24 protein-coding genes and 1 tRNA gene are annotated in these 25,498 nt (G+C 72.7%); 9 read left to right on the forward strand and 16 right to left on the reverse strand.

What is annotated here, in order from left to right:
- The first annotated feature begins 66 nt into the window (after positions 1–66).
- Positions 67–1,413, forward strand: a complete 1,347-nt coding sequence (locus ACGFWJ_RS16625; RefSeq protein ID WP_392949827.1) for a lanthionine synthetase C family protein — start codon at positions 67–69, stop codon at positions 1,411–1,413.
- A 419-nt stretch (positions 1,414–1,832) separates the two neighbouring features.
- Positions 1,833–4,736, forward strand: coding sequence for a BTAD domain-containing putative transcriptional regulator (locus ACGFWJ_RS16630; RefSeq protein WP_392949830.1), 2,904 nt, complete (start codon positions 1,833–1,835; stop codon positions 4,734–4,736).
- 69 nt (positions 4,737–4,805) lie between these two features.
- Here ACGFWJ_RS16630 and ACGFWJ_RS16635 read toward each other — a convergent pair.
- Positions 4,806–4,882, reverse strand: a tRNA-Thr gene (locus tag ACGFWJ_RS16635).
- A 279-nt stretch (positions 4,883–5,161) separates the two neighbouring features.
- Here ACGFWJ_RS16635 and ACGFWJ_RS16640 point away from each other — a divergent pair.
- Positions 5,162–6,250: an ABC transporter ATP-binding protein gene (locus ACGFWJ_RS16640; protein WP_387643998.1), complete on the forward strand. Its 1,089-nt coding sequence runs from the start codon at positions 5,162–5,164 to the stop codon at positions 6,248–6,250.
- Positions 6,251–6,433: 183 nt separating this feature from the next.
- A complete protein-coding gene (locus tag ACGFWJ_RS16645; protein ID WP_392949833.1) occupies positions 6,434–6,871 on the forward strand; it encodes a hypothetical protein in 438 nt (145 codons plus the stop codon).
- A 223-nt stretch (positions 6,872–7,094) separates the two neighbouring features.
- Here the strand turns inward: ACGFWJ_RS16645 and ACGFWJ_RS16650 are convergent, their stop codons facing one another.
- The 7 genes from ACGFWJ_RS16650 to ACGFWJ_RS16680 form a co-directional block, all read right to left on the reverse strand.
- Positions 7,095–8,594: a DoxX family protein gene (locus tag ACGFWJ_RS16650; RefSeq protein ID WP_392949835.1), complete on the reverse strand. Its 1,500-nt coding sequence runs from the start codon at positions 8,592–8,594 to the stop codon at positions 7,095–7,097.
- 328 nt (positions 8,595–8,922) lie between these two features.
- Positions 8,923–9,912, reverse strand: coding sequence for a 23S rRNA (guanosine(2251)-2'-O)-methyltransferase RlmB (rlmB, locus tag ACGFWJ_RS16655; protein WP_392949838.1), 990 nt, complete (start codon positions 9,910–9,912; stop codon positions 8,923–8,925).
- An 83-nt stretch (positions 9,913–9,995) separates the two neighbouring features.
- Positions 9,996–11,390: a cysteine--tRNA ligase gene (cysS, locus tag ACGFWJ_RS16660; RefSeq protein WP_392949841.1), complete on the reverse strand. Its 1,395-nt coding sequence runs from the start codon at positions 11,388–11,390 to the stop codon at positions 9,996–9,998.
- A 64-nt stretch (positions 11,391–11,454) separates the two neighbouring features.
- Positions 11,455–11,847 carry a PPOX class F420-dependent oxidoreductase gene (locus ACGFWJ_RS16665; RefSeq protein ID WP_392949844.1) on the reverse strand — a complete coding sequence of 131 codons (393 nt, stop codon included), beginning with the start codon at positions 11,845–11,847 and terminating at the stop codon, positions 11,455–11,457.
- A gap of 42 nt (positions 11,848–11,889) precedes the next feature.
- The gene (gene ispF, locus ACGFWJ_RS16670) at positions 11,890–12,396 is read right to left on the reverse strand and encodes a 2-C-methyl-D-erythritol 2,4-cyclodiphosphate synthase (protein WP_392949847.1); all 507 of its coding nucleotides are present in this window, start codon (positions 12,394–12,396) and stop codon (positions 11,890–11,892) included.
- Positions 12,386–13,147, reverse strand: coding sequence for a 2-C-methyl-D-erythritol 4-phosphate cytidylyltransferase (ispD, locus tag ACGFWJ_RS16675; protein ID WP_387644963.1), 762 nt, complete (start codon positions 13,145–13,147; stop codon positions 12,386–12,388). The genes ispF and ispD overlap by 11 nt, the downstream gene beginning before the upstream one ends.
- Before the next feature lie 221 nt (positions 13,148–13,368).
- A complete protein-coding gene (locus ACGFWJ_RS16680; RefSeq protein WP_014136563.1) occupies positions 13,369–13,851 on the reverse strand; it encodes a CarD family transcriptional regulator in 483 nt (160 codons plus the stop codon).
- Positions 13,852–14,225: 374 nt separating this feature from the next.
- Between ACGFWJ_RS16680 and ACGFWJ_RS16685 the strand changes: the two genes are divergently transcribed.
- Positions 14,226–14,870, forward strand: coding sequence for a DUF461 domain-containing protein (locus ACGFWJ_RS16685; RefSeq protein ID WP_392949849.1), 645 nt, complete (start codon positions 14,226–14,228; stop codon positions 14,868–14,870).
- 66 nt (positions 14,871–14,936) lie between these two features.
- On the opposite strand, the gene ACGFWJ_RS16690 is transcribed toward ACGFWJ_RS16685, so the two are convergent.
- Together ACGFWJ_RS16690 and ACGFWJ_RS16695 are read right to left on the reverse strand one after the other, a co-directional pair.
- Positions 14,937–15,629, reverse strand: coding sequence for a response regulator (locus ACGFWJ_RS16690; protein ID WP_380363657.1), 693 nt, complete (start codon positions 15,627–15,629; stop codon positions 14,937–14,939).
- Positions 15,626–16,891 carry a sensor histidine kinase gene (locus tag ACGFWJ_RS16695; protein WP_387643975.1) on the reverse strand — a complete coding sequence of 422 codons (1,266 nt, stop codon included), beginning with the start codon at positions 16,889–16,891 and terminating at the stop codon, positions 15,626–15,628. The genes ACGFWJ_RS16690 and ACGFWJ_RS16695 overlap by 4 nt, the downstream gene beginning before the upstream one ends.
- A 288-nt stretch (positions 16,892–17,179) precedes the next feature.
- Here ACGFWJ_RS16695 and phoU point away from each other — a divergent pair, with 288 nt between their 5' ends.
- Together phoU and ACGFWJ_RS16705 are read left to right on the forward strand one after the other, a co-directional pair.
- Positions 17,180–17,854: a phosphate signaling complex protein PhoU gene (gene phoU / locus ACGFWJ_RS16700; protein ID WP_387643972.1), complete on the forward strand. Its 675-nt coding sequence runs from the start codon at positions 17,180–17,182 to the stop codon at positions 17,852–17,854.
- A gap of 153 nt (positions 17,855–18,007) precedes the next feature.
- Complete coding sequence (locus ACGFWJ_RS16705; RefSeq protein WP_387643969.1) at positions 18,008–18,190, forward strand: hypothetical protein; 183 nt, start codon at positions 18,008–18,010, stop codon at positions 18,188–18,190.
- A 63-nt stretch (positions 18,191–18,253) separates the two neighbouring features.
- Here ACGFWJ_RS16705 and ACGFWJ_RS16710 read toward each other — a convergent pair whose 3' ends face one another.
- A complete protein-coding gene (locus tag ACGFWJ_RS16710) occupies positions 18,254–18,841 on the reverse strand; it encodes a lytic polysaccharide monooxygenase (RefSeq protein WP_392949854.1) in 588 nt (195 codons plus the stop codon).
- A 267-nt stretch (positions 18,842–19,108) separates the two neighbouring features.
- Positions 19,109–19,867: a phosphoglyceromutase gene (locus tag ACGFWJ_RS16715; protein WP_387643964.1), complete on the reverse strand. Its 759-nt coding sequence runs from the start codon at positions 19,865–19,867 to the stop codon at positions 19,109–19,111.
- Positions 19,868–19,977: 110 nt separating this feature from the next.
- On the opposite strand from ACGFWJ_RS16715, the gene ACGFWJ_RS16720 reads away from it, so the two are divergent.
- Entirely contained in the window at positions 19,978–21,243 is a 1,266-nt protein-coding gene (locus tag ACGFWJ_RS16720) for an MDR family MFS transporter (protein ID WP_392949857.1), read from the forward strand.
- A 16-nt stretch (positions 21,244–21,259) separates the two neighbouring features.
- Here ACGFWJ_RS16720 and ACGFWJ_RS16725 read toward each other — a convergent pair whose 3' ends face one another.
- From ACGFWJ_RS16725 to mshA, 3 genes are all read right to left on the reverse strand, one after another.
- Positions 21,260–21,739 (reverse strand): SLATT domain-containing protein, encoded by a 480-nt coding sequence (locus ACGFWJ_RS16725; protein WP_392949860.1) that lies wholly within the window; start codon positions 21,737–21,739, stop codon positions 21,260–21,262.
- 31 nt (positions 21,740–21,770) lie between these two features.
- Positions 21,771–22,286, reverse strand: coding sequence for a YbjN domain-containing protein (locus ACGFWJ_RS16730; protein ID WP_387643956.1), 516 nt, complete (start codon positions 22,284–22,286; stop codon positions 21,771–21,773).
- Positions 22,287–22,360: 74 nt separating this feature from the next.
- Positions 22,361–23,665, reverse strand: a complete 1,305-nt coding sequence (gene mshA, locus ACGFWJ_RS16735; protein ID WP_387644961.1) for a D-inositol-3-phosphate glycosyltransferase — start codon at positions 23,663–23,665, stop codon at positions 22,361–22,363.
- A 228-nt stretch (positions 23,666–23,893) separates the two neighbouring features.
- Here mshA and ACGFWJ_RS16740 point away from each other — a divergent pair, with 228 nt between their 5' ends.
- Positions 23,894–24,718 (forward strand): class I SAM-dependent methyltransferase, encoded by an 825-nt coding sequence (locus ACGFWJ_RS16740; RefSeq protein WP_387643954.1) that lies wholly within the window; start codon positions 23,894–23,896, stop codon positions 24,716–24,718.
- A 170-nt stretch (positions 24,719–24,888) separates the two neighbouring features.
- On the opposite strand, the gene ACGFWJ_RS16745 is transcribed toward ACGFWJ_RS16740, so the two are convergent.
- Positions 24,889–25,416 (reverse strand): O-acetyl-ADP-ribose deacetylase, encoded by a 528-nt coding sequence (locus ACGFWJ_RS16745; RefSeq protein ID WP_392949864.1) that lies wholly within the window; start codon positions 25,414–25,416, stop codon positions 24,889–24,891.
- Between the last annotated feature and the right edge of the window lie 82 nt (positions 25,417–25,498).

The raw sequence follows: 25,498 nt of genomic DNA on the forward strand, positions 1-25,498 counted from the left end.
GGAGCCGCTCATGACGGCACGCCGCCTCTGCTCTGCCACCGTTCTCTTCACCACCCGGAGCTCCTCATGACCGTCACCGAACCCACCGCCGCGCCCTCGCACCGGGCCGAACTGCGCGAAGCGGCCGGGGTGATGTCCGACCGGATCCTCGACAGGCTCGCCGACCCCGCCGCCACCATGGCCGCCACCGGGATCCCCGCCGAGGCCGCCGACGACGGGGTCGCGGAGGGCGTGTGGGCGGAACTGACGCTCGGCAGCGGCAGCCCGGGCCTGTCGCTGGCGTTCAGCGGCGGCGCCCGGCCCGGCACCGACCGGACGGCGCGGGCGCACGGCTGGCTCGCCGTCGCCACCCGGGCCGCCGCCGACGGGAAGACCACCCCCAGCGGGATCTTCAAGGGCCCCGGGGCGCTGGCGTTCGCCGTACTGATCGCCAACCGGGCCACCGGCGGCTACACCACCGCCCTGCACCGACTCGACGCCTACCAGCGGCAGTTGGTGCACACCGCGATGCCCGCCGTACCGGACGGGCCGCTCGCCACCATCGGCCACTACGAGGTGGTGCGCGGCATGACCGGCGTCGGCCGGTACCTGCTGGCCCGCGCCGAGACCTGCGGCGAGGAACTGGAGACCGTCCTCGGCTACCTGATCGAACTGGCCCGCGGCGAGACCGAGCACCGCGGCGTATGCGTCCCGCGCTGGTGGGCACTGGACGCGCCGCGGATCGGCTCCGAACACCTGCTGCCCGACGGCCACCTCAACCTCGGCCTGTCGCACGGCGTCCCGGGCCCGCTGATGCTGCTCGCGCTGGCCTGGCGTGACGGCATCCGGCTGCCCGGCCACCAGGAGGCGCTGGAGAGCGCCGCCGAGCTGATGGTCCGCTGGGCGGTGCGCGACGAACACGGCCCGTACTGGCCCGGCTTCCTGGACCTCACCGAGTACCTGGCCGGCCCCGACGCCTACCGGAAGCCCCCCAGCTGGCCGTCCTGGTGCTACGGGGCGCCCGGCGTCTCCCGCGCCCTGCAGGTCGCCGGCGCGGTCCTCGACCGCCCCGACTGGACCGCGACCGCCCGCGACTCGGTCGAGCGGCTGCTCACCCGGCCGCTCGACGACTGGGGCATGACCGACCACGCGCTCTGCCACGGCTGGGCCGGTGCCCTGCACCAACTGGGCCGCCTGAACGAACACTTCGCCGATCCGCGGATCGAGCAGCGGCGCGACCTGATCGCCGCCCGGCTGATCGACTCGTTCGACCCGGACGCCCCGTTCGGCCTGCGCTTCAGCATGACCGCCAAGCCGTTCGCGTCCGACGTCTCCGGCTACCTGGACGGCGCCGCCGGCGTCGCGCTCGCCCTGGACTCCTACGCGTCCGGCGGCACCCCGCACGACTGGGACATGCCGCTGCTGCTCTCCTGAACGCCGGCAAGGCTGAGCGCCGGCCAACGCTGAACGCCGGCAAAGCTGAGCGCCGACCAACGCTGAACGCCGGCAAAGCTGAGCACCGGCAACGCGCTTCGGAGTGGTACCCGCCCCCCGCGGGTACCACTCCAGCGCCCCCCAGCACGGCGATCCCCCCGTCGCCGCCGTGCGCTACCCCCCTCCGTCGACCCCCTGCGGTACCGGAGCAGCTCGGTACAACCGGGGAAACGGCGGGCCCGTGGGCCGGCCGCCGGCGGGTGGACGGTCCACGACTCGGTCGTCGGTCCGAGTACCTCGACCCGGTCGCGTTCCGATGAGCACAGCCTGCGGTGGGCCGATAACCGGCAGCTAACATCTCCCTCACGTGCACCGGTGGGAGCCGGCGGAGACCTGCACGCGGCACGGGGAGCACACGGGTGCGGTTCGGATTGCTCGGCAGTCTGCTGGCGCAGGACGGCGGGCAGGACTGCCCGGTCCGCGGCCCGAAGGCCCGCGCCCTGCTCGCTGTCCTGCTGCTGCACGCCAACCGGCCGGTCTCGCTCGACCGCCTGATCGACACCCTGTGGGGCGCCCACGCCCCCGCCACCGCCGAAGCCTCACTGCGCAACCTGGTCGCCCGGCTGCGCCGCGCACTCCGCGACGAACCCGGCCAGCGCCTGCGGGCCGTCCCCGGCGGCTACCGGCTGGACGTCGCCGACGACGAGCTGGACACCCTCCGCTTCGAACAGGCCGTGCACCGGGCCCACGCCGCCCACCAGGCCGGGGACCTCCCGCAGGTACTGGCCGAAACCGCCGCCGCTCTCGAACTCTGGCGCGGCGAACCGCTCGCCGACGTCCCCGAACCGGCCGCCGACCACGCCGCCCAACTCGAACAGTGGCGCGAGAAGCGGCTGCAGGCCCTGGAATGGCGCTTCGACGCCGAACTGCGCCAGGGCCGCCCGCACGGCCTGATCGCCGAACTCACCGGCCTGGTCGGCGAACTCCCCCTGCGCGAGGCCTTCCACGGCCAGCTCATGCAGGCCCTCGACCTGACCGGGCGCCGCGCCCAGGCCCTCGCCGTGTACCAGCGACTGCGCCGCACCCTGGTCGACGAACTCGGCATCGAACCCGGCCCCGCCGTCCAGGAAGTGCACCGGCGCATCCTCGCCGACCCGCAGACCCCCGCCGCCGAAACCTCCAACACCCGCCCCAGACCGGCCCAACTCCCCTCCCCTCCCGCCCACTTCCTCGGCCGCGAGGACCAGCTCGACACCCTGCGCACCGCCCTGCTGACCCGCACCGACCGGCCCGCCACGGCCGTACTGAGCGGCATGGCCGGCGTCGGCAAATCCGCCCTCGCCCTGACCTGCGCCAACGCGCTGCGCGAAGAGTTCCCCGACGGACAACTGTTCCTGAACCTGCGTGGCGCCACCCCCGGCCTCACCCCACTCGGCACCCTGCCCGCACTCACCGCCCTGCTCCGCGGCCTCGGCATCGAATCGTCCGCACTGCCCGACGACCCCGACACCGCCGCCGCCCTGCTGCGCACCACCCTCTCCGGCACCCGCACCCTGCTGCTCCTCGACGACGCCGCCGACCTCGCCCAGGTCCGCCCCCTGCTGCCCGCCGGACCGGGCTGCGCCGTACTGATCACCGGCCGCACCCCGATGCTCGCCCTCGACGGCGCACTCCACCTGCGCCTCGACACCCTCTCCGAACGCGAAAGCATCGCCCTGGTCGAACGCACCGCGGGCCGCGCCACCGCCGACCGCACCGTCGTCGCCATCGAACAGGCCGACCTCACGCGGCTCGTCCACCTCTGCGGCCGCCTCCCGCTCGCCCTGCGCATCGTCGGCGCCCGCCTGGCCGCCCGCCACACCCTGCCGGTCCGCGGCCTGGTCGGCCGGCTGGAAGAAGGCACCGACCGCCTCGACGAACTCGAACTCGACGACCTGAGCATCCGCCAGTCGCTCGCCCTCACCTACGACTCACTCCGCGACTCCACCCGCCGCCCCGACCGACGCGCCGCCGACGCCCTCCTCGCCGTCGGCGCCCTCGACCTCCCCGAATACACCGCCCCCCTGCTGGCCGGCGTCCTCGACCTCACCCCCACCCAGGCCGCCGCCGCCCTCGACCGCCTCACCGAGGTCGCCCTCCTCGACGAACCGCGACTCGACCGCTACGTCCCGCACGACCTGGTCCGCGACTACGCCCGCGAACTCACCGCCGACGCGGAGCAGCGCGTCCGGCTCACCCGCGCGGCGCTCGAGTGGTACCTGGGCGCCGTGTCCGCCGTGGCACTGGCCCTGGACGCGGCCAAGCACCCGGACCGGCACTTGCCCGCCATCGCCCCCGGCCGCGAACTCGACCGGGACGCCGCGCTGGCCTTCGGAGACGCCGAGTACGGCAACCTGCTGGTCCTGGTGGACCGGCTCGCCGCCGAACCGTGGGCCGCGGGACATCTGCTCCCGCTGGTGCGGGGACTCTTCCCCTATCTCCGCGCCCGCGGCCGCCACCCGGAACTCACCCAGCTCAACCAGACCGCCCTGCGAGTGGCCCGGCAGGCGGCCGACTCCACCGCCGAGGCGTACGCACTCGGCGACCTGGCCGCCGCGCACTTCGATGTCGGCCGCTACCTGCCCGCGCTCGACCTGATCGAGCAGAGCGAGGCACTGTGGCGACAGCTCGGCGACCAGCAGCGGGAACGCTACGCCGCCGGCAACCGCGGCATGCTGCTGTCCTCCCTGGGCCGCACCGAGGAGGCCCGGGCCGTCCTGGAACGAGCCGCCGAACTCGCCGAGGAGTACGGCGACGCGTTCAGCGCGGCCACCGTCCATTGCAACCTCGGCAACCTGGTCGAAGCCACCGACCCGCACCTCGCCATCGCCCACCACCGCCGCAGCATCGAGGCCGGCCGCAGCGTCGGCATGACCGCGGCCGAAGTCTCCGGCCTCTGCAACATCGGCTACGCCTACCTCCGACTCGACGCCCCCGACGACGCCATCCGCCAATTCGACGCCGCCCTCGCCTTCCCGCCCGGCACCGCCCCCTGGGACTTCCGACTCGAAGCCCACAAGGGCCGGATCGAGGCCCTCCGCCGACAAGACCGCCTCGCCGAAGCCCTGACGGCCTGCCACGAACTCCTCGCCTGGACCACCTCCGTCGCCGAGGGCTACGGCACCGGCCTCACCGAACACCTCCGCGGCCTCGTCCTCCGCGACCTCGGCCGCCACCGCGAAGCCGTCGCCGCCTGGCACACCGCCCTGACCAGCCTCGCCAACGCCGACGTCCAACAGATCGCCGAAATCCACGCCCTCATCGCCGCCACCGAAAGCGCCTGACCCCACCAACGCCGAAGGACCGGCCCCGGGATCCCTCCCGGCGACCGGCCCTCCGTCAACCTCCGTACCTGGAGCCCCCTGTCGGGTTCGAACCGACGACCCCCGCTTTACAAGAGCGGTGCTCTGGCCAGCTGAGCTAAGGAGGCGCGGTAGCCGTCCGCGGGATCCGCGTCGGCACCAGTGGGCAGTGTACCGGGCGGGGGCGGGGCGATGCGGGCGGTTGAGGGGACGGGCGGGGGGTGGGCCGTGATCGGATCGATGCGGAAGTCGGGGGCGGGCGAGGGCTGACAAACGAACGGGTCGGCGGGTAGCGTCACGAGGAGCCGCGCCGGGGTCGGTGGTCCAGACCACTCGGGGCGGTGGAGACCACCCAACCTTTACTCGGATCGTCCGGCACGTTCCTGCCGGTGAAGGAGCGAAGCAGCATGGCTTCTGTGACGTACGACAAGGCCACCCGCGTCTACCCGGGTGCCGACAAGCCGTCGGTCGACGCGCTCGACCTGGAGATCGGCGACGGCGAGTTCCTCGTCCTGGTCGGCCCCTCCGGCTGTGGCAAGTCCACCTCCCTGCGCATGCTGGCCGGCCTGGAGGACGTGAACGGCGGCGCCATCCGCATCGGCGACCGCGACGTGACCCACCTGCCGCCGAAGGACCGGGACATCGCGATGGTGTTCCAGAACTACGCGCTGTACCCGCACATGACCGTCGCCGAGAACATGGGCTTCGCCCTGAAGATCGCCGGCGTCAACAAGGCGGACATCCGCACCAAGGTCGAAGAGGCCGCCAAGATCCTCGACCTGACCGAGTACCTGGACCGCAAGCCGAAGGCGCTCTCCGGTGGTCAGCGTCAGCGTGTCGCGATGGGCCGCGCGATCGTCCGCCAGCCGCAGGTCTTCCTGATGGACGAGCCGCTGTCGAACCTGGACGCCAAGCTCCGCGTCTCCACCCGTACCCAGATCGCCGGCCTGCAGCGCCGCCTGGGCATCACCACGGTCTACGTCACCCACGACCAGACCGAGGCCATGACCATGGGCGACCGCGTCGCGGTGCTCGACAAGGGCGTGCTCCAGCAGGTCGACGCCCCGCGCGCCATGTACGACAAGCCCGCCAACCTGTTCGTGGCCGGCTTCATCGGCTCCCCGGCGATGAACCTGGTCGAGGTTCCGCTGGTGGACGGCGGCGTGAAGTTCGGCGGCTCGGTGATCAACATCGACCGTGAGGACCTGTCGAAGGCCGGCTCCGCGAAGAACGTCGTGGTGGGCATCCGCCCCGAGCACTTCCAGATCGTCCCGGCCGGCGGTGTCGAGGGCGTCGCGGTCACCGTCAACGTGGTCGAGGAGCTCGGCGCGGACGGCTTCGTGTACGGCACCACCCAGGTGTCGGGCCAGGACAAGGACATCGTGGTCCGCGTGCACAGCCGGGAGATCCCGCAGCGCGGCGAGACCATCCACGTCGTCCCGGTCGGCAACGAGACCCACGTCTTCGCCACCACCGGCGAGCGCCTCAGCCGCTGACCGCCGGCCGCTGACGCGGCGCGCTGACCAACGCACCGGAACCCCCTGCCGACGGCCGTCGGCAGGGGGTTCCGCCGTTTCAGCCCCTCGCGTCAACCTGATGGCGGAACAAAACAGGACAGCGATCACTCGTTGGGGTAACGCGGCGCGCCCATTCCGCCACGCACCGCTACTCTCCTGTGCGTGAAACAGCTCGTTCGCCGAATCGGCCAGACCGTTGCCCTCACCCTGCCGGTGATCCTGGTGACCACCGGCACCCTCGCCGTCACCCGCGTCCCATGGGCCCCGCCAACGGCCCTGGACCAGCAGGTGGTCGCGGCCTCCAGCGGGGACGGCACCATCGGCCGGACCTCCACCTCCCCCAACACCCAGGGCCTGGCCGCGCAGGACGCGCTCCGGGTCGACCTGATGGAGGAGCTGAAGAACCACAACCCGGGCACCGCGCTCGACCTGCTGGAACGCACCATGCGCGAGAAGCCCTCCCTCACCCCCTACTGCAGCGGCCTGGCCGGCGACCTCGGCCGCGCCGCGGTGAAGAAGTACCAGGGCGACGTCCAGCGCGCCCGCTCCTTCGCCCGCCCGGTCTGCGACGGCTCCTTCGCCGCTGGAGTGGTCGGCTAGACAGCAGCCCCCACCGGGAACCGCGCGAGAAACCAGGCACCCGTCAGCAAGATCGCGACGCAGGGCAATGACCTGCACGTGCTCGCGATCTTGCTGACGGGTGCCTTCCGTTTCGCGCAGCTCCCCACGCCCCCGGTTTCTCGCCCACCTGCCCGACCGAACCGAAGGGCCCCTTCCAGGAGGAGATCTCCCGGAAGGGGCCCTGCCGTACGTCGACCAGCCGTCAGGCCGTCTCGCTCACGGCCGCCGGCCGCATGCCGAGCTCCAGCAGCGGCGGCCCGCTGCCCAGCAGCCCGCCGATCACCCCGTGCGAAGGCTGGGAGCGCGGGCTGCTGGGTGCACCGCCCGTCCCGGCACCGCCGGTGCCCGTGCCGCCTGCGGAGCCGCCCGTACCGGCGCTGCTGCCACCCCCGGCGTGCGGCGCGGGGCTGGAGCCGCCGGACGGGCCGGTGCTGGGCTTGGGCTTGCCGCTGCCACTGCGGCTGGGTGAGGGGGAGGGCGCGACCTTGGTGGGGCCCTGGGACGGCGGGGTGGTCGGTGCGGACGGGGAGGGCGACGGGCCGCTGCTCGGCCAGACCGGGGTGCCGTACTCCGCCGGCGGGTGCACCGGTGTCTGTGTGCGGCCGGTGCGGACGGCGGCGCCGAGCAGCGAGCCGGTGAGCAGGGTCAGACCGACGACCACGGCGGTGACGACCGAGCGGCGGCGCAGCATCCGTCGCCGGACCGCGCCGGGTTCGGCGGGCCCGTAGCGGCGGAACGCCTCGAGGGCGATCCGGCCGTCCAGCGAGGCGAACGGGGCGCCGGCCATCAGCAGCGGGCTCCAGGCCGCGAGGAAGATCAGGTCGGGGGTGTCGTAGGCCGGCACCGCCTTCCAGCTGACGGTGAACAGCAGCGCGGCGGACAGCGCCATCGCGCCGCCGGCGGCGAGCCGCTGCCACAGGCCCAGGATGGACAGCACGCCGATCACGATCTCCGCGAAGGAGACCGCGAGGCCCGCGCCGACCGGGTGGGCCATCGCGAAGTCCAGCAGCGGCTGGGCGACCCTCCAGGGGTGCAGCGAGGACAGCCAGCGCATCATCGAGCCGCGCTCGCCACCGTCGAAGTACACCGGGTCGCAGAGTTTGCTGAACCCGGCGTAGACGGACAGCGAGCCGAGCAGCACCCGCAGCGGCAGCAGCACCAGGCCGAGGTCGACCCGGCGGCCGGGGTACCAGGCGTGCCTGGAGCCCTCGCCGAGCGACGGCGTCTCGGGCAGCTCGCCCTCGGGGTGCCAGCTGTGCCCGCCGACCCGCACCGACTCGTCCAGCAGTTCGGCGACGCCGACCCGCGACGATTCGTCCGAACCCGAAGCCGAACCCGAAGCCGAGCCCGCGCCCGGGCCCGCGCCGGAGCCCGCCCCATACTGCCGGGGAACGGCCTGCAGTTGCTGGGTGTCCTGCTCGGAGAAGGCCTTCGCCGGGGCGGGCACGGTGTTCAGCCGGACGGCTTCGAGCAGTTGGGTGGCGGCGGTGTCGCCGGGCGCGGCCTGGCCGCTCCAGGTGACCACCCGGGGCTTGCGGCGTGGCGTGGTGCCGGTGACGGAGGCGGCGGTGATCCCGGCGAGCGTGGGCACCGTCGCTGCGGGCACCACGACCTGCGGGGTGACCAGCGGACGGCTGCCGTGCTGCAGGTTGTAGGGGTCGCCGAAGGCGGCACCGGTGGGGCGGTCGATCAATGCGGTCACCGGGCCGGAGAGCCTGACCCGGAAACTGGCCTGGGTGCTGCTGAGCTTCGCCGGGTCGGACGGAACCCGGACCGTGTTGAGGCCCGGGCCGTCGTCTATCCCCGCGGAGCGCTGCCCGAAACGCCGAGGTGTTCTGGTGTCCACACCCCTCTAACCGGGTGACGGCCCCGGAGGACACTCTCCCGGGTGGATTCCGGGCGGGGCTTTGAAGTGATCATGAGAAATCCGATCGGGCCCGACCGGACCCGACCGGTTGACGCACAAAAACGACGCACCGTCACGTGCCGTGACGGTGCGTCAGCGCCGCGGGCGCCTTACGCCCACGCGGTCAGCGCTTGGCGCGCATGCGGGCCGCTTCGTACAGCACAATGCCGGCGGCGACACCGGCGTTCAGCGACTCGGTGTGGCCGGGCATCGGGATCCGCACCCGCAGGTCGCAGGTCTCCGACACCAGGCGGGACAGGCCCTTGCCCTCGGAGCCGGCCACGATCACCACGGGACCGTTCAGCGCGTCGAGGTCGCCGATCTCGGCCTCGCCGTCGGCGGCCAGGCCGACCACCATCAGGCCGGCCTTCTGGTAGGCCTCCAGCGCGCGGGTCAGGTTGGTGGCGCGGGCCACGGGCAGCCGGGCGGCCGCACCGGAGGAGGTCTTCCAGGCACCGGCGGTCATGCCGGCCGCGCGGCGCTCGGGGATCACCACGCCGTGCGCGCCGAACGCGGCGGCGGAACGGACCACGGCACCCAGGTTGCGGGAGTCGGTGACGCCGTCCAGCGCCATGATCAGCGCGTCCTGGCCGCTGTTGGCGGCCTCCTCCAGCAGGTCGTCGGGGTGCGCGTACTCGTACGGCGGGACCTGGAGCACCAGGCCCTGGTGGTTCAGGCCGCCGGTCATCTGGTCCAGCTGGGCGCGCGGAGCCTCCATCAGCGGGACGCCGCGCTCGTTGGCGGCCTGGAAGGCCTCGCGGACGCGGTCGTCGGTGTCGATGAACTGCTGAACGTACAGCGTGTTCGCCGGCACACCGCCCTGCAGCGCCTCGACCACCGAGTTGCGGCCCACCACCAGCTCGGCCGCGCCCGCGCCACCGCGGCCGCTGCGCGGGCCGCCGGACCGGCGCATGCCGGCCCGGGACTTGGCGTCGCGCTCACGCTTCAGCGCCGCGTTGGCGGCGCGCTGCTTGGGGTGTCCCTTGCGCTCCTCGCCGCGCGGCGTCGGGCCCTTGCCCTGGAGCGCCTTCCGGCTGTGGCCGCCGGTACCGACACTCGCGCCCTTCTTCGACCCGGGGTTGCGGCGGTTCCTGCGCTGGCTGTTGCCGGCCATGGCTGTACTTCCTGTCTCTGCGTCTGCTTCGTGCGTGGGGGCCGCACCCATACAAAGGTACGGCCCCCATGCGCCCCGAAGGGCTACTGGTTGATCGTCCAGCGCGGGCCGGACGGGGTGTCCTCGATCGCCAGCCCGGCCTGGCCGAGCTGGTCGCGGATGGCGTCCGCGGTGGCGAAGTCCTTGCGGGTGCGGGCCGCCTGGCGCTGCTCCAGCACCAGCTTGACCAGCGAGTCGACGACGCCGGTGAGTTCCTCGCCCTGGCTGCGGCCGCCGGCCCAGAAGTCGTCCAGCGGGTCCAGGCCGAGCACGCCGAGCATCGCCCGGACCTCGGCGAGGCGGGCCGCGGTGGACTCCTTGTCGTCCGCGCCGAGCGCGCTGTTGCCCTGCCGGACGGCGGTGTGCACCACGGCCAGCGCCTGCGGCACGCCCAGGTCGTCGTCCATCGCCTCGGCGAAGGCCAGCGGCACCTCGGGCGCCGCGTCGACCATGCCGCAGCGCTCGACGGCGCGCTCGATGAAGCCCTCGATCCGGGCGAACGCCGTCTCGGCGTCGCGCAGCGACTCCTCGCTGTACTCGATCATCGAGCGGTAGTGCGGGCCGGCCAGGTAGTAGCGCAGCACGATCGGCCGCCAGCGCTGCACCATCTCGGAGACCAGCACCGAGTTGCCCAGCGACTTGGACATCTTCTCGCCGCTCATGGTGACCCAGGCGTTGTGCACCCAGAAGTTGGCGAAGTCGTCGCCGTACGCCTTGGACTGGGCGATCTCGTTCTCGTGGTGCGGGAAGATCAGGTCCAGCCCGCCACCGTGGATGTCGAACGAGCTGCCCAGGTACTTGTGCACCATCGCCGAGCACTCCAGGTGCCAGCCCGGGCGGCCGCGGCCCCACGGGGTGTCCCAGCTCGGCTCGCCCGGCTTGGCGGCCTTCCACATCGCGAAGTCGCGTGCGTCGCGCTTGCCGGTCTCGTTGTCGCCCGAGGGCTGCCGCAGGTTCTCCAACTCCTGGTTGGAGAGCGCCAGGTAGTCGGGGTAGGTGGTGACCGCGAAGTAGACGTTGCCGTCGGCCTCGTACGCGTGGCCGCGCTCGATCAGCCCCTGCATCATCTCGATCATCTCCGGCACGTGGCCGGTGGCCCGCGGCTCCGCGCTCGGCGGCAGGCAGCCGAGGGCGTCGTAACCCTCGTTGAACGCACGCTCGTTGGCGTGCGCGATCTTCCACCACTCGATGGACTGCTCGCGCCCCTTGGCGATCACCTTGTCGTCGATGTCGGTGACATTGCGGACGAAGGTGACCTCGTAGCCGCGGTAGCGGAACCACCGCTGCATCACGTCGAAGTTGAGTCCCGACCGGATGTGCCCGATGTGCGGGGGCGCCTGAACGGTGGCACCACACAGGTAGATCGAGACACAGCCCGGCACCAGCGGGACGAAGTCGCGTACCTGGCGGGTCATGGTGTCGTACAGGCGAAGGCTCACAGCGTCCAGAGTAGTGGGCGGCGGGGGGTGCCCCGCCACCTTCCGGCCACTTGGCGCGCCCCACTCAGAAGTTGGCGACCACCTTGCGCGGGCTGAGCCGCACCACCACCCGCACCGCGTCCGGACCGTCCCACGCGTAGTCCTGGCCGCGGTACTTGCGGGACAGCTCGTCGATCAGCTCCCGGCCGCCCTCGGTGGTCATGGTGACCTCGCCGCGCGCCTCGAAGTACTGGTACGGGCTCTCCGCCGGGTTGATCAGCACGCTGATCCGCGGATCCCGCACCAGGTTCAGGTGCTTGCGCCGCCCCTGCACGGTGGAGAACAGGATGTCGTCGCCGTCCCGCTTGATCCACACCACCGAGGACTGCGGGCTGCCGTCGGGCTGCACGGTGGACACCACCGCGAAGCTCTTCTCGTCCAGCAGCTTCCGCACGTTGTCGTCGAGTTCGACGCCCATGTTTCCTCCCGCACCAGAGAATTGACTGCCTGTCATGCCAGGCTAGGGGGCGGGCCGTTCCCAGACCAGCGCCGTGGCGATCGCGGCGAGTCCCTCGGCCCGGCCGGTCAGGCCCAGGCCGTCGGTGGTGGTGCCGGAGACCGACACCGGCGCGCCGACCGCCGCGGACAGCGCGGCCTGCGCCTCGGTGCGGCGCTTGCCGATCTTCGGGCGGACGCCGATCACCTGGATCGCCACGTTGCCGATCTCGAACCCGGCCTCCCGCACCAGCCGGGCGGCCTCGCCGAGCAGTGCCACGCCGGCCGCGCCCGCCCACTCGGGGCGGTCGGTGCCGAAGTGCGCGCCCAGGTCGCCGATCCCGGCGGCGGAGAACAGCGCGTCGCAGGCGGCGTGCGCGGCCACGTCGGCGTCCGAGTGCCCGGCCAGGCCGGTCTCGCCCGGCCAGTCCAGCCCGGCCACCCGCAGCGGCCGGCCGTCCTCGAAGGCGTGCACGTCGGTGCCGATGCCGATCCGCGGCAGGACCGGGCTGTTGGTGGTCTCAGTAGGCATCGGTGGCCCTCCGGCGGGCGAGTACGGCCTCGGCGAGTACGAGGTCCAGCGGGCGGGTGACCTTGAACGCCTCCTCGTGGCCGGGCACCACGACGACCCGGCCGCCGAAGCGCTCGATCAGCCCGGCGTCGTCGGTCACCTCGATGCCCTCGGCGACGGCCTTCTCGTGCGCCGCGGCCAGGCCCGCCAGGTCGAAGCCCTGCGGGGTCTGCACGGCGCGCAGCGTGGAGCGGTCGGGGGTGTCCAGCACCGGCTCGGGGCCGGACGGCTGCGGCTCGACCCGCTTGACGGTGTCGGCCAGCGGCACCGCCGGCACCACCGCCTCGGCGCCGGCCCGGACGGCGGCGGCCACCGCGTCCACCACCTCGACGGGCACCAGCGGGCGGGCCGCGTCGTGCACCAGCACCACCGGGGTGCCGGCCGGGATCGCGGCCAGGCCGAGCCGCACCGACTCCTGCCGGCTGGCGCCGCCGGGCACCACCCGGACGTCCTTGCCGTCCAGGCCGTGGCTGTCCAGCAGCGCGACGACCTCCGCCACGCCGTCCGGCGGCGCGCACACCACCACCAGGCCGACCGCCCGGCTGCGGGCCAGCGCCCGGACCGCGTGCACCAGCAGCGGGACGCCGCCGAGTTCGCGCAGCGCCTTGGGCGCGCCGGGGCCGAGTCGCTCGCCGCGGCCGGCAGCCGGGACGACCGCTGCCGCGAGCTGTGCTGAGGCGTTCAGGTTTGGCTCCTTGGTCGCGATGGGTATGGCCGTGCCGAACGCGGATTCGCGAGCGGGCAGGCCCCCTTCCTGACTGCACGTTAGTGGAACCGCGCCGCCCCTTCCGCCATCGTTCCGCCGTGCCTCCCCCTTCCAGGCACGTTCACGGCACGCTGTACCGCCCTGCGTCCGGGCATGGCGAAGCGCCCGAGGCGCCCTTTCGGGCACCATCGGGCGCTACGTCAAGCCAAGCCGGGCGCTGTCCTGCCTCAGGAGGCGAGGACCTCGTCGAGCAGCGTCTCGGCCTTGTCCTCGTTGGTGTTCTCGGCGAGCGCGAGCTCGCTCACCAGGATCTGGCGGGCCTTTGCGAGCATGCGCTTCTCGCCGGCCGACAGGCCGCGCTCACGCTCGCGGCGCCACAGGTCGCGGACCACCTCGGCGACCTTGATCACGTCGCCGGAGGCGAGCTTCTCCAGGTTTGCCTTGTAACGGCGCGACCAGTTGGTGGGTTCTTCGGTGTAGGGCGCGCGAAGCACCTCGAAGACGCGGTCCAGGCCTTCCTGGCCCACCACATCGCGGACACCGACGAACTCGGCGTTCTCCGCCGGAACGCGGAGGGTCAGATCTCCCTGCTGCACCTTCAGCACCAGGTAGGTCTTGTCCACACCCTTGATCTGGCGAGTTTCGATGGCCTCGATCAGCGCAGCCCCGTGATGGGGGTAGACCACCGTGTCGCCAACCTTGAACGTCATGTGACAGGACCCCTTCCGTGGCTTTCCAGAATAACACGCTTTTCGGCTGACCCGAAGGGCGTTTTCGCAGGTCAGGGCGGGTTCCAGGGCTTGACAACCACCCCCGTCGCATGCTGCGACCGGTGTTCGACGGGGGCTTCTCGCAGGTCGGAGGCGGTCTGACCTGGGCTGCGAAACCTCTGGTCACGCTCCCGAAACCATGATTGGATCTTGAGTTTTTGCCTCCGACTCGCCGAGCGGCCGGGATCGTGATCGGACTGCGACACGGGGCCACCCCGTGATTCCCGGATATGTGTGGTCGGTAGTGTGGCCCTCGACCACCGACCGTGATCCCTTTTCCGTGGGATCGTCCCCTCCAAGGAGAAGTCGCCGCCGTGAGCCGGAGCCTTCGACGCGGCGCTGCCGCCGCCCTCGTCCTCGCCGCGATCGTCCCGCTGTCCGCCTGCGCGGCAGGCAACGACGCCGACACGCTGCAGATCAAGCCGGACAACGCGGCGACCTCGATCGACAACTCGGTCAAGCTCAACAACATCGTCGTGGTCGCCCCCGCGGGTTCGGCCGGCGAGTACACGGGCCCGGTCGCCGTCACCGCGAACATCGCCAACACCGCGCCGAAGGACGACCTGGTGCTGACCGGGGTCAAGGTCGGTGGCTCCGCCGCGACGCTGACCGACGAGAACGGCGCGCAGGTCTCGCAGATCGTCATCCACGCCGGTGAGTCGGTGCTGATCGGCGGCAAGGGCGGCGCCGCGCTGGCCCAGGTGCCGAACGCCAAGGTCACGGTCGGCGGCTACAACGACACCACCTTCACGTTCAAGAGCGCCGGCGACGTCTCCGCCAACGCCAACGTGCAGCCGGCCGTCGGCTACTACCAGGGCTTCGGCCCGGCGGCCAAGGCCACGCCGTCGACGGGCGTCACCGCCTCCCCGGGTGCGGCCTCCTCGCCGGCCGCCGGCGCCGGCGCGAGCGGTTCGCCGAGCGCCCCGGCCGGCAGCCCGTCGGCTCCCGCCACGCACTGACACCAGGCACACACGAAGGGGCCCCGCCGCGGCGGGGCCCCTTCGTCGGTCTGTCGTACCTGCGGTTTACGGCTCGAACTTGTAGCCCAGGCCACGCACGGTGACCAGGTAGCGCGGCGCGCCCGGGTCGGGCTCGATCTTCGCCCGCAGGCGCTTGACGTGGACGTCCAGGGTCTTGGTGTCGCCGACGTAGTCCGCGCCCCACACCCGGTCGATCAGCTGCATCCGGGTGAGCACCCGGCCGGCGTTGCGCAGCAGCATCTCCAGCAGGTCGAACTCCTTGAGCGGCAGGTCGACCTTGGCGCCGTCCACCGTCACCACGTGCCGGTCGACGTCCATCCGGACCGGGCCGGCCTCCAGCGCGCCGGGGGCGGCGGCGCCGTCGCCGTTCGCGTCCTCGCCGCGGCGGCGGAGCACCGCGCGGATCCGGGCGACCAGCTCGCGGGTGGAGTAGGGCTTGGTGACGTAGTCGTCGGCTCCTATCTCCAGCCCGACGACCTTGTCGATCTCGCTGTCCTTGGCGGTGACCATGATCACCGGAACGTTGGAGCGGACGCGCAGCTGGCGGCAGACCTCGGTTCCGGGCAGGCCGGGCAACATCAGGTCGAGCAGGACGAGGTCGGCTCCGTTGCGCTCGAACTGCTCCAGCGCGTCGGGCCCGGTGGCGGCGACCGCCACCTCGAAGCCTTCCTTGCGGAGCATGTACGACAGGGCGTCGCTGAACGACTCCTCGTCCTCGACCACCAGTACACGGGTCACGATCGGGCCTCCGGGGCAGGAAGTGTGGGTGCTGCTGAGGATGCGCGGTCCTCGACCGGGGCCTGCCCGGCGGGGAGTCGCAGTGTGAAGGTGGAACCCTGGCCCTCGACGCTCCACACCGACACGGTTCCGCGGTGCGAGGCGGCGACGTGCTTGACGATGGACAGGCCGAGGCCGGTGCCACCGGTGAGGCGGGAGCGGGCGGGGTCCACCCGGTAGAAGCGTTCGAAGATCCGCTCGCGGTCCTTCTCCGAGATGCCGATGCCCTGGTCGGTCACCGAGATCTCGATCAGTTCGCCGTCCGCCTCGCCCAGCGCCGCGGCGCTGGAGATCCGGCGGGTGGCGATCGCCACCCTGGTGCGCGGTGGGCTGTAGTTCACCGCGTTCTCCACCAGGTTGCCGAGTGCGGCGGCCAGTTGGCCGCGGTTGCCGACCAGGTACAGGCCGGTGGTGCCGCCCGCCGCGATGACGATCTGCTTGGCGGCGGCGGTCTGCCGGCAGCGGTCGATCGCCTCGGCGATCAGTTCGTCCACCGCGACCGGCTCCGGGTCGACCTTCAGCTGGTCGTCCTGGACCCGGGAGAGGTCGATGATCTCCTGGACCAGGCTGGCCAGCCGGGTGGCCTCGACCTGCATCCGGCCGGCGAAGCGCTGCACCGCCTCCGGGTCGTCGGAGGCGTCCGCGACCGCCTCGGAGAGCAGCGAGAGCGCGCCGACCGGGGTCTTCAGCTCGTGCGAGACGTTGGCCACGAAGTCGCGGCGGATCGCCTCGATCCGGCGGCGCTCGGTGCGGTCCTCGACCAGCACCAGCACCAGCCGGGAGCCCAGCGGGGCGACCCGGACCGAGACCGCCAGCGGTTCGGCGGCCCGGGCGACGGCCCCGGGGCGGGTGAGTTCCAGTTCGATCTGCCGGATCTCGCCGTCCCGGCGGGTGGAGCGGGCCAGCGCGAGCATCGGGTCCACCGCCACCCGGCCGCCGCGGACCAGGCCCATCGAGTAGGCGGCGGAGGAGGCCTTGACCACCTCGTCGCCGTCGCCGAGCACGATCGCGCAGGAGCGCAGCACCGAGAGCACGGTGTCCACGCCGGGCGGCAGGGCCGGTTCCTGGAGGGGTTCCGGCCCCGGTTTCTTGCCGCCGCTACTGCTGCTGCCCTTGCTCCGGCCCTGCTCGCGCTCGCTCCAGCGGAAGGCGATGGATGCGGTGAGACCGACGCCGAGCCCGGCTATGGCGCTGGCAGCGGCGGCGGCCACGTTCACGTCCATGCTTGCCAGCGTAAATGGTGGCCGGGCGCGCTCCGTAAGGGTGCGATCAAGGCATCGGCCGGGCGTTGCCGAGAATTCACCTTCACGATGCTGCCGATTCACCGCTGATGCCGCGGGGGGTCGCCCGAACGGATCAGTGTGGGCCGTGCAAGCCCGTGTGGGCGGTGACGCGGCTACCATTCGCGCCACCAGCAGCGGCCGTCCGTTCGGTCGGCCCCGCACCGGGCCGCCCGGTACGGGGCGTCCGGTCGGCACCGCCACCGACACCGGTACTGGAGGAGAACAGCAATGCGCGACGCGTACCACGAGGAACTCGACTCGATCAGCGACGGTCTGGTCGAGATGGCCCGCCTGGTCGGCTCGGCGATGGGACGGGCCACCACCGCACTGCTGGACGCGGATCTGGAGCTGGCGGAGAGCGTGATCGCCGCCGACGAGAAGGTCAACAACCTGCACCACGACCTGGAGAACCGGGCCATCGACCTGCTGGCCCGCCAGCAGCCGGTCGCCACCGACCTGCGGATCGTGGTCACCTCGCTGCGGATGAGCTCCGACCTTGAGCGCTGCGGCGACCTGGCCCGGCACGTCGCCAAGGTGGCACGGCTGCGCTACCCGGAGACCGCCGTCCCGAACGACCTGCACCCGATCGTGCTGGAGATGGGGCAGCTCGCGCAGCGCCTGGTGGCCAAGGCCGGCCTGGTGATCGCCACCAAGGACGTGGACAAGGCGCTGGAGCTGGAGGCGGACGACGACGCGATCGACGCGCTGCACCGCGAACTGTTCTCGCACCTGCTGGACGACCGCTGGCACCACGGCATCGAGACCGCGGTGGACGTCACCCTGGTCGGCCGCTACTACGAGCGCTTCGCCGACCATGCGGTCTCGGTCGCCAAGCGCGTGGTGTTCCTGGTCACCGGCGAGCACGTGGACGAGTTCATGGCCACCGCGGACTCGGCCGAGTAAACGTTTTCGCAGTGCGCCCCTCCGGGGGCGCACGCCGCGCGAACCTCCCACCTCCGCACGCCCGTTGACGGCGCGTCAGGACGGCGTTTCACTCGAAGGGACGGGCGTCCACCGGGCTGCCCGGCTCCGCCCGGACGAGGAGGCTTCAGCGCGATGAAGACGACCGGCAACCCGACCACTCCCCCGCCGAGCCCACTCGCCCCGGCCGCGGCGAAGCTGCTGCCGGTCCTCGCCGCGGGCTGCGGCTGCGGCCCGGGCTGCGGTTGCGGCTGCCAGTCCGGCGCGCCGTGCCAGTGCGGCGGCGCGACCGGCGGCTGCTGCGGGGGCGGCCACTGACAGCATGAGCGAGGGCCGGGCACCGATGGTGCCCGGCCCTCGTCGTACGGCGCCTCAGATGGTTCAGAAGGTGACGTCCATGCACTGGTAGAACGCGTTGCCGGTGTCCGCGATGTCCCAGACCGCCAGGATCACCTGGTGGCCGGTCAGGCCGGAGGGCAGCGTCGCGGTGTGGCTGAGCGTCGCCGGGGGCTGCTTGCCGCCCATCGGCACGGTCAGGAACGGGGTCGGGTTGAGGTTCGCCCGGGTGATCTTCGTGGTGGCGTCGTAGCCCGGCTTGGTGATGAAGTACCGGAACGACGTGGTGGCGTGCCGCGCCTCGATGCTCCAGGTCAGCGTCAGCTGCTGGCCGGCCGTGACCTTGGTGGTCGGCCAGGCGCCGGCCCGCGGGTCGTCGAGCGGCGCCCAGCGCGGGTCCGCGCCCGCGCACAGCGTGCCGTCGGCCGGCCCGGCCGCCGGGAAGCCCTTCGGGCCCTCGACGCTCTGCGGCTCCCACTGGATCTGGCCGCACTTCTTCACCACGCCCGCCCCGCACAGGCCGGCCCGGCTCGGCGGGGTGGTGACGTATCCGTGCGAGCTGGCGGGGATCGCCGTCGCCAGGACTGCCGCGGCGGCCGCGAAGCCGACCGCCAGGATGTTGCGCTTGCGCATGGTGCTCCTCCGTGGGGGTGGATGGAGTACATGAACGCGGGCACGCGCGGGGCCGCGTGGGGGTGCGGCCAGCATTGGCATGCCCGCGCCGACATTGGCCCCCACGCTAGAAGCCCGACCGACCGCCGTCAATGGTCTGAACCACCCCGAGTGGTCTGAACCACCCGCCGCCACCCACCGGCTGACGCCCCGGCACCCGGACACGGAACAGCCCCCTGGGCCGGAGCTTCGTCGCACCGGGCAGGGGGCTGAGCGGGAAAGGAGGTCTTACTTCTTGCCCTGGTTCTTGACGGCCTCGATCGCGGCGGCGGCAGCCTCGGGGTCGAGGTAGCGGCCACCGGGGGTGACCGGCTTGAAGTCGGCGTCGAGCTCGTAGACGAGCGGGATGCCGGTGGGGATGTTGAGGCCGGCGATGGCCTCGTCGGAGATGCCGTCGAGGTGCTTGACCAGGGCGCGCAGGCTGTTGCCGTGGGCGGTGACCAGGACGGTGTTGCCGGCGGCGAGGTCCGGCACGATGGCGTCGTACCAGTAGGGGAGCATGCGGCGGACGACGTCCTGCAGGCACTCGGTGCGCGGGCGCAGCTCGGACGGGATCTCCGCGTAGCGCGCGTCGCCGGCCTGGGAGTACTCGGAGTCGTCGGACAGGGCCGGCGGCGGGGTGTCGTAGGAGCGGCGCCAGAGCTGGAACTGCTCCTCGCCGAACTCGGCGAGGGTCTGGGCCTTGTCCTTGCCCTGCAGGGCGCCGTAGTGGCGCTCGTTCAGGCGCCAGCTGCGGCGGACCGGGATCCAGTGGCGGTCGGCCTTGTCGAGGGCGATCTGCGAGGTGCGGATGGCGCGGCGCAGCAGCGAGGTGTGCAGCACGTCCGGCAGCAGGTCCTCGGCGAGCATCAGCTCGCCGCCACGGGCCGCCTCCTTCTCGCCCTTCTCGTTGAGGTCGACGTCGACCCATCCCGTGAACAGGTTCTTCTGGTTCCACTGGCTCTCGCCGTGGCGGAGCAGGATCAAGCGGTAGGTCGTGTCAGCCATGGGGCCAGCTTAATAGAGGGGGAAATTCGGTGGCCGGGCTGTCCACGTCGGACGTAATGTGCCATCAGCAGTTTTGCCGCTTACCGTTTTCGCCGCTCCCGGGAGCCCCCATGCCCCTCTCAGCCCGTCTGGTCTCCGAAGCACGCAGGGCCGCGGGCGGGCTGCCGCGGCAGTTCTGGTGGTTGTGGACGTCCACGCTGGTGAACCGGCTCGGCGGCTTCGTCATCACGTTCCTGGCGCTCTATCTGACGGTCGACCGGGGGTATTCGGCGGCCTACGCGGGCCTGGTGGCGGGCCTGTTCGGGATGGGTTCGGCGGTCGCGGCGATCGGCGCGGGGGTGCTGACCGACCGGCTCGGGCGGCGGCCCACGCTGCTGGTGGCGCAGGTGTCGACGGCGGTGTTCACGGCGGTACTGGGCTTCATGGACGGGCCGGTGGCGATCGCCGCGGTGGCGTTCCTGGTGGGTCTGGCGAACAACGCCTCCCGCCCGGCGGTGTCCGCGATGATCGCCGACCTGGTGCCGCCCGCCGACCGGGTGCGGGCGTACGCGCTGAACTACTGGGCGATCAACATCGGTTTCGGCGCCTCCGCCGCGGTGGCCGGTCTGATCGCGGTGTACGGCTACCTGCCGCTGTTCCTGCTGGACGCGCTGACCACCCTGCTGTGCGCGGTGGTGGTGTTCGTGAAGGTCCCCGAGACGCTGTCGCAGGCGATGGCGGAGGCGGCCGACGAGCCGTCGGGCCCGGCGATCGGCCTGGGCGCGGTGTTCCGGGACGGGCCGTTCATGGCGGTGGTCGGGGTGAACCTGCTGCTGGCGATGGTCTTCCAGCAGGGCTCCACCACGCTGGCGATGGACATGGGCGAGCACGGCATCACGACCGCCCAGTACGGCCTGGTGGCCAGCCTCAACGGGGTGCTGATCGTGGTGCTCCAACTGCCGCTGACCAGGCTGATGGAGGGCCGCAACCGCACCGCGCTGCTGATGGTGAGCACGCTGCTGATCGGCTGGGGCTTCGGCCTGACGGCGGTGGCCGGCTCGTCCGCCGGGCTGTACGCGCTGACGGTGGCGATCTGGACGATCGGCGAGATCGTGAACGCGCCGACCATGATGGCGCTGGTCGCCGAGCACTCGCCGGCCCGGGCCCGCGGCCGCTACCAGGGCGTGTACTCGCTGTCCTGGTCGCTGGCGTCCTTCGTCGGCCCGATGGCGGGCGGCCTGCTGCTGCAGTACGCGGGCAGCGCGGCACTGTGGGGCGCGTGTGCGGCGGCGGGGACGCTGGCGGCCGTGGCGTTCGTGCCGATCGGCCGGCAACGGCCGCAGTCCGCCGCCGAGCCGGCGGCGCCCGCCGTCGAGCCGGTCGGCGCGGAGGCCTGACCGGCTCGGCGGCCGGTCAGTTCGCCAGGTCGCCGCCGCTGTTCCGCCGCAGCCGCACCCAGGAGTCGTGGTCGTCCTCGAGGATCCGCTGGTACTCGTCCACCAGCAGCGCCACCTGCTCCGGCACGGGGACGGCGTCGCCGTACTCGGCCTTCATCAGGGCGAGGCGGCGGCGCAGCGAGGTCAGCCGGTGGACGGTGTCGGAGCGCTGGATCCACAGCGTCCGGTAGCCGAAGAAGGCCGCCCAGGCGGCCAGCACCGTCACCACCGCGCCGCACGCCAGTGCCACGTCGGCCAGTTCGCTGGCCAGCGGTTCGCCGACCTTGAGGCCGAGCAGCACGGTGACCAGCGCGGACAGGCTGACGGTGGCCAGTTGAAGGGTCAGCGCCCGCCGTCGGTCCCAGTCCCGGCGGCGTCGGCGCTCCACCAGTTCGTTGTCGAGTTCGGCCCCCAGCCACTCCAACTTCCGTTGTGCGGCGGCATGTTCAGCATCCATCGTTTCCTCCCCGGGCGGGAGGATACCGGGCTCAGCTGTCGGCGGGCGGGTTCTCGCTCGCCAGGTGCGCGAAGGCGGTGAGGTTGCGGGTGGACTCGCCGCGCTTGGTGCGCCACTCCCACTCGCGGCGGATCGCGGTGGCGAAGCCGAGCTCCAGCAGGGTGTTGAACGGCTCGTCGGCGTTCTCCAACACGGTGCCCAGCAGCCGGTCCACGGAATCGGCGGTCAGCGCCTCCAGCGGCAGCCGGCCCACCAGGTAGACGTCGCCGAGCCGGTCGATCGCGTACGCCACCCCGTACAGCCGGGTGTTGCGCTCCAGCAGCCAGCGGTACACGCCCTCGTGGTTCTCGTCCGGGCGGCGGATCACGAAGGCGTTCACCGACAGCGTGTGGTCGCCGATCCGCAGCGCGCAGGCGGTGGACAGCTTGCGGGTGCCGGGCAGCGAGGCGACCAGCGTGTACGGGTCGGTGGCGGCCGGCTCCCAGGCCACACCGGCCTCGTCGAGCGCGGCACGGAGGAGGGGGAGTGCGTCGTCCTTGGCGGCCATGCCCCCACGCTAACCGGCCGTCGGCCGCCGTGGGGTGTCGCGCCGGTCACGGTGTGCTCCGGGGTGAGCTTCCGTCAGGGGCGGTGCACCTGGCGGGCTGCGGCCATCGCGCCCGCGTACACCTCGGCGGTGGAGCCGGCCGCCGTCAGCCAGCCGAACGCCGCCGCGTGCCGGGCGGCCTCCGCGCCGCGGATGCGGGCGAGCACCGGGTCGGTGACGTAGGGCAGCAGGGCCTGCGCCCAGGCGTCCGGGTCGTGGCCGGGCACCAGGGTGCCCGTCAGGCCGTCGCGGACGGCGACCGGCAGGCCGCCGACCGCGGCCGCCACCACGGGGGTGCCGCAGGCCTGCGCCTCCAGCGCGACCAGGCCGAACGACTCGCTGTACGAGGGCATCACCAGGGCGGTCGCCGCGCGGTACCAGTCGGCGAGCTGCCGCTGGCCGACCGGCGGGCAGAACCGCACCACGTCGTTGATGCCGAGCTGGGCGGCCAGCTTGTGCAGGCTCTCGGGGCGGGCCAGGCCGGTGCCGGACGGGCCGCCGACCACCGGCACCACCAGCCGCTCGCGCAGGTCCGGGCGGCGCTCCAGCAGCCGGGCGACCGCCTTGAGCAGCACGTCCGGCGCCTTCAGCGGCTGTATCCGGCCGGCGAACAGCAGGACCGCGGCGTCCTGCGGCAGGCCGAGCCGGTGGCGGGCCGCCTCGCGGTCGCCGGGCCGGAACACCTCCAGGTTCACGCCCGGGTGCACCACGGCCAGCTGCTCGGGGCGCGCCGCGTAGTGGTGGGCGAGCTCGGCGGCCTCCTCCGCGGTGTTGGCGATCAGCCGGTCGGCCGCGCCGACCACCTGGGTCTCGCCGATCACCCGCGCGGCCGGCTCCGGGGTGTCGCCCTGGGCGAGCGCCGCGTTCTTCACCTTCGCCATGGTGTGCATGGTGTGCACCAGCGGCACGCCCCAGCGCTCGGCGGCCAGCCAGCCGACCTGGCCGGACAGCCAGTAGTGCGAGTGCACCAGGTCGTAGTAGCCGGGGCGGTGGCCGGCCTCGGTGCGCAGCACGCCGTGGGTGAACGCGCACAGCTGGGCCGGCAGGTCTTCCTTGAGCAGGCCCTCGAACGGGCCGGCCGTGACGTGCCGCACCAGCACGCCGGGGGCGAGCTGCACGGTCGGCGCGTCGTCCGAGCTGATCGCCCGGGTGAACACCTCGACCTCGATGTCGAGGTCGGCGAGGCGCTTGGCCAGCTCGACGATGTACACGTTCATCCCGCCGGCGTCGCCGGTGCCCGGCTGGTGCAGCGGCGAGGTGTGGACGCTCAGCATCGCGATCCGGCGGGGACGGCGCTGGCGCGGAGGGACTGCGGCCGACCGCGACTCCCCGCGGGGCATGCGGACGAGGTGGTGGGTCACCTGCGGAAGCCTCCCTGGGGCACTGCCCGTCGCTGCGTCTGTACCGGTTTCGGTCTGTTCACGCGCCGCCGCCCGCGGCCGGAAGCTGCGGGCGGTAGGACGTCAAGGGTGCCAACCGCGTCGTCGTGCCCCCGTATTCCCGGTGGCGGACGATCGCTTCGGACGTGCTTTCCCGGCGCGCGCGGGCGCTGCGTACGCTTGGTGACCATGGCCGCAAGCGACATGCCGTTGTCCCGGGGCCGGTCGAGCCGGCCGGTGGGGACGATCACTCGGGGGACGACGAACACCAACCGGCTGCGGCGGATGGACCGCTGGATCGCGTACTCGATGGGCCGGGCGCTGCGCGCGGCCGTGCACCCGCCGGTCGCCGTGGACCTCGGGTACGGGGCGGCGCCGTGGACGGCGGTGGAGCTGGCGGCCCGGCTGCGGGCGGTGCGGGCGGACGTCCGGGTGGTGGGCATCGAGATCGACCCGGCGCGGGTGGCGGCGGCGCTGCCGATGGCCGACCCGCCGCTGCTGGAGTTCCGGCGCGGCGGCTTCGAGGTGCCGCTGCCCGGCGGGGCGCGGGCCCAGCTGATCCGGGCGGCGAACGTGCTGCGGCAGTACGACGAGGACCAGGTCGCCGAGGTGTGGTCGCGGCTGTGCGGGCGGCTGGCGCCGGACGGGCTGCTGGTGGAGGGCACCTGCGACGAGATCGGGCGGCGGCACGTGTGGGTGGCGCTGGGCCCGGAGGGGCCGCGGACGGTGACCTTCGCGGCCCGGCTGGGGAGCCTGGAGCGGCCGTCGGACCTGGCGGAGCGGCTGCCGAAGGCGCTGATCCACCACAACGTGCCGGGGCGGCCGGTGCACGCCTTCCTGCGGGACTTCGACCGGGCGTGGGCGGCGGCCGCGCCGCTGGGGGCGTTCGGGGCGCGGCAGCGCTGGGCGGCGACCTGCGCGGCGCTGGCCGCGGACTGGCCGCTGCGGGACGCGCCGGCCCGGCGGCGGCAGGGCGAGCTGACGGTGGACTGGGCGGCGCTGGCGCCGCGCTGAGCCCGGTTCCACCCGCTCGACCGGCCCGGCCCGATCATCAGTTCAGCAGTTCACTCGAACGAGTTATCGATTACCCCTGGCGTGTTGACGGCCGGGCGGGTCACCATGGGAGCGCCCGAATGCGCCGTCGTGCGCCCCCTGAGCGCCCGTCAGCGCCCCCTGCCTTTGAACTACCCCGCCATTTCGTCCCGCACTCGCGCGAACACCTCGTACGTCTCGGCCCCGAACAGCACGAAACGCACCTCGTCCAGGTCGGGCTCCTGCTCGGCCACGGTCGTCAGGGCGATCCGAGCGGCATCGTCGAGCGGCCAGCCGAAGATCCCGGCGGAGATCGCCGGGAAGGCCACCGTCCGCGCCCCCAGTTCCGTCGCCACCCGAAGGGATTCCCGATAGCACGAGGCCAGCAGCTCGGTGCGCTGCTTGCGGTCCTCCGCCCGGAACACCGGCCCCACCGTGTGCACCACCCAGCGCGCCGGGAGCCGGCCCGCCGTGGTCGCCACCGCCCGTCCGGTCGCCAGGCCCTTTCCGTAGTGCGAGGCGCGCAGCTTCCGGCACTCGGCGAGGATCTCCGGCCCGCCCCTGCGGTGGATCGCCCCGTCCACCCCGCCGCCGCCCAGCAGTGAACTGTTGGCGGCGTTCACCACCGCGTCCACCCGCTGATCCGTGATGTCACCCTGCACCAGCGTGATCCGCGTCACCGCTGCTCAACTCCCGTCAACTCCGGTTCTGTGGTGGCGGAAACCCTACGGAACAAGGCCACCGGAAGCGTGGCAATAACCA

It is taken from the genome of Kitasatospora sp. NPDC048407 (assembly GCF_043200475.1).
Lineage (GTDB): Bacteria > Actinomycetota > Actinomycetes > Streptomycetales > Streptomycetaceae > Kitasatospora.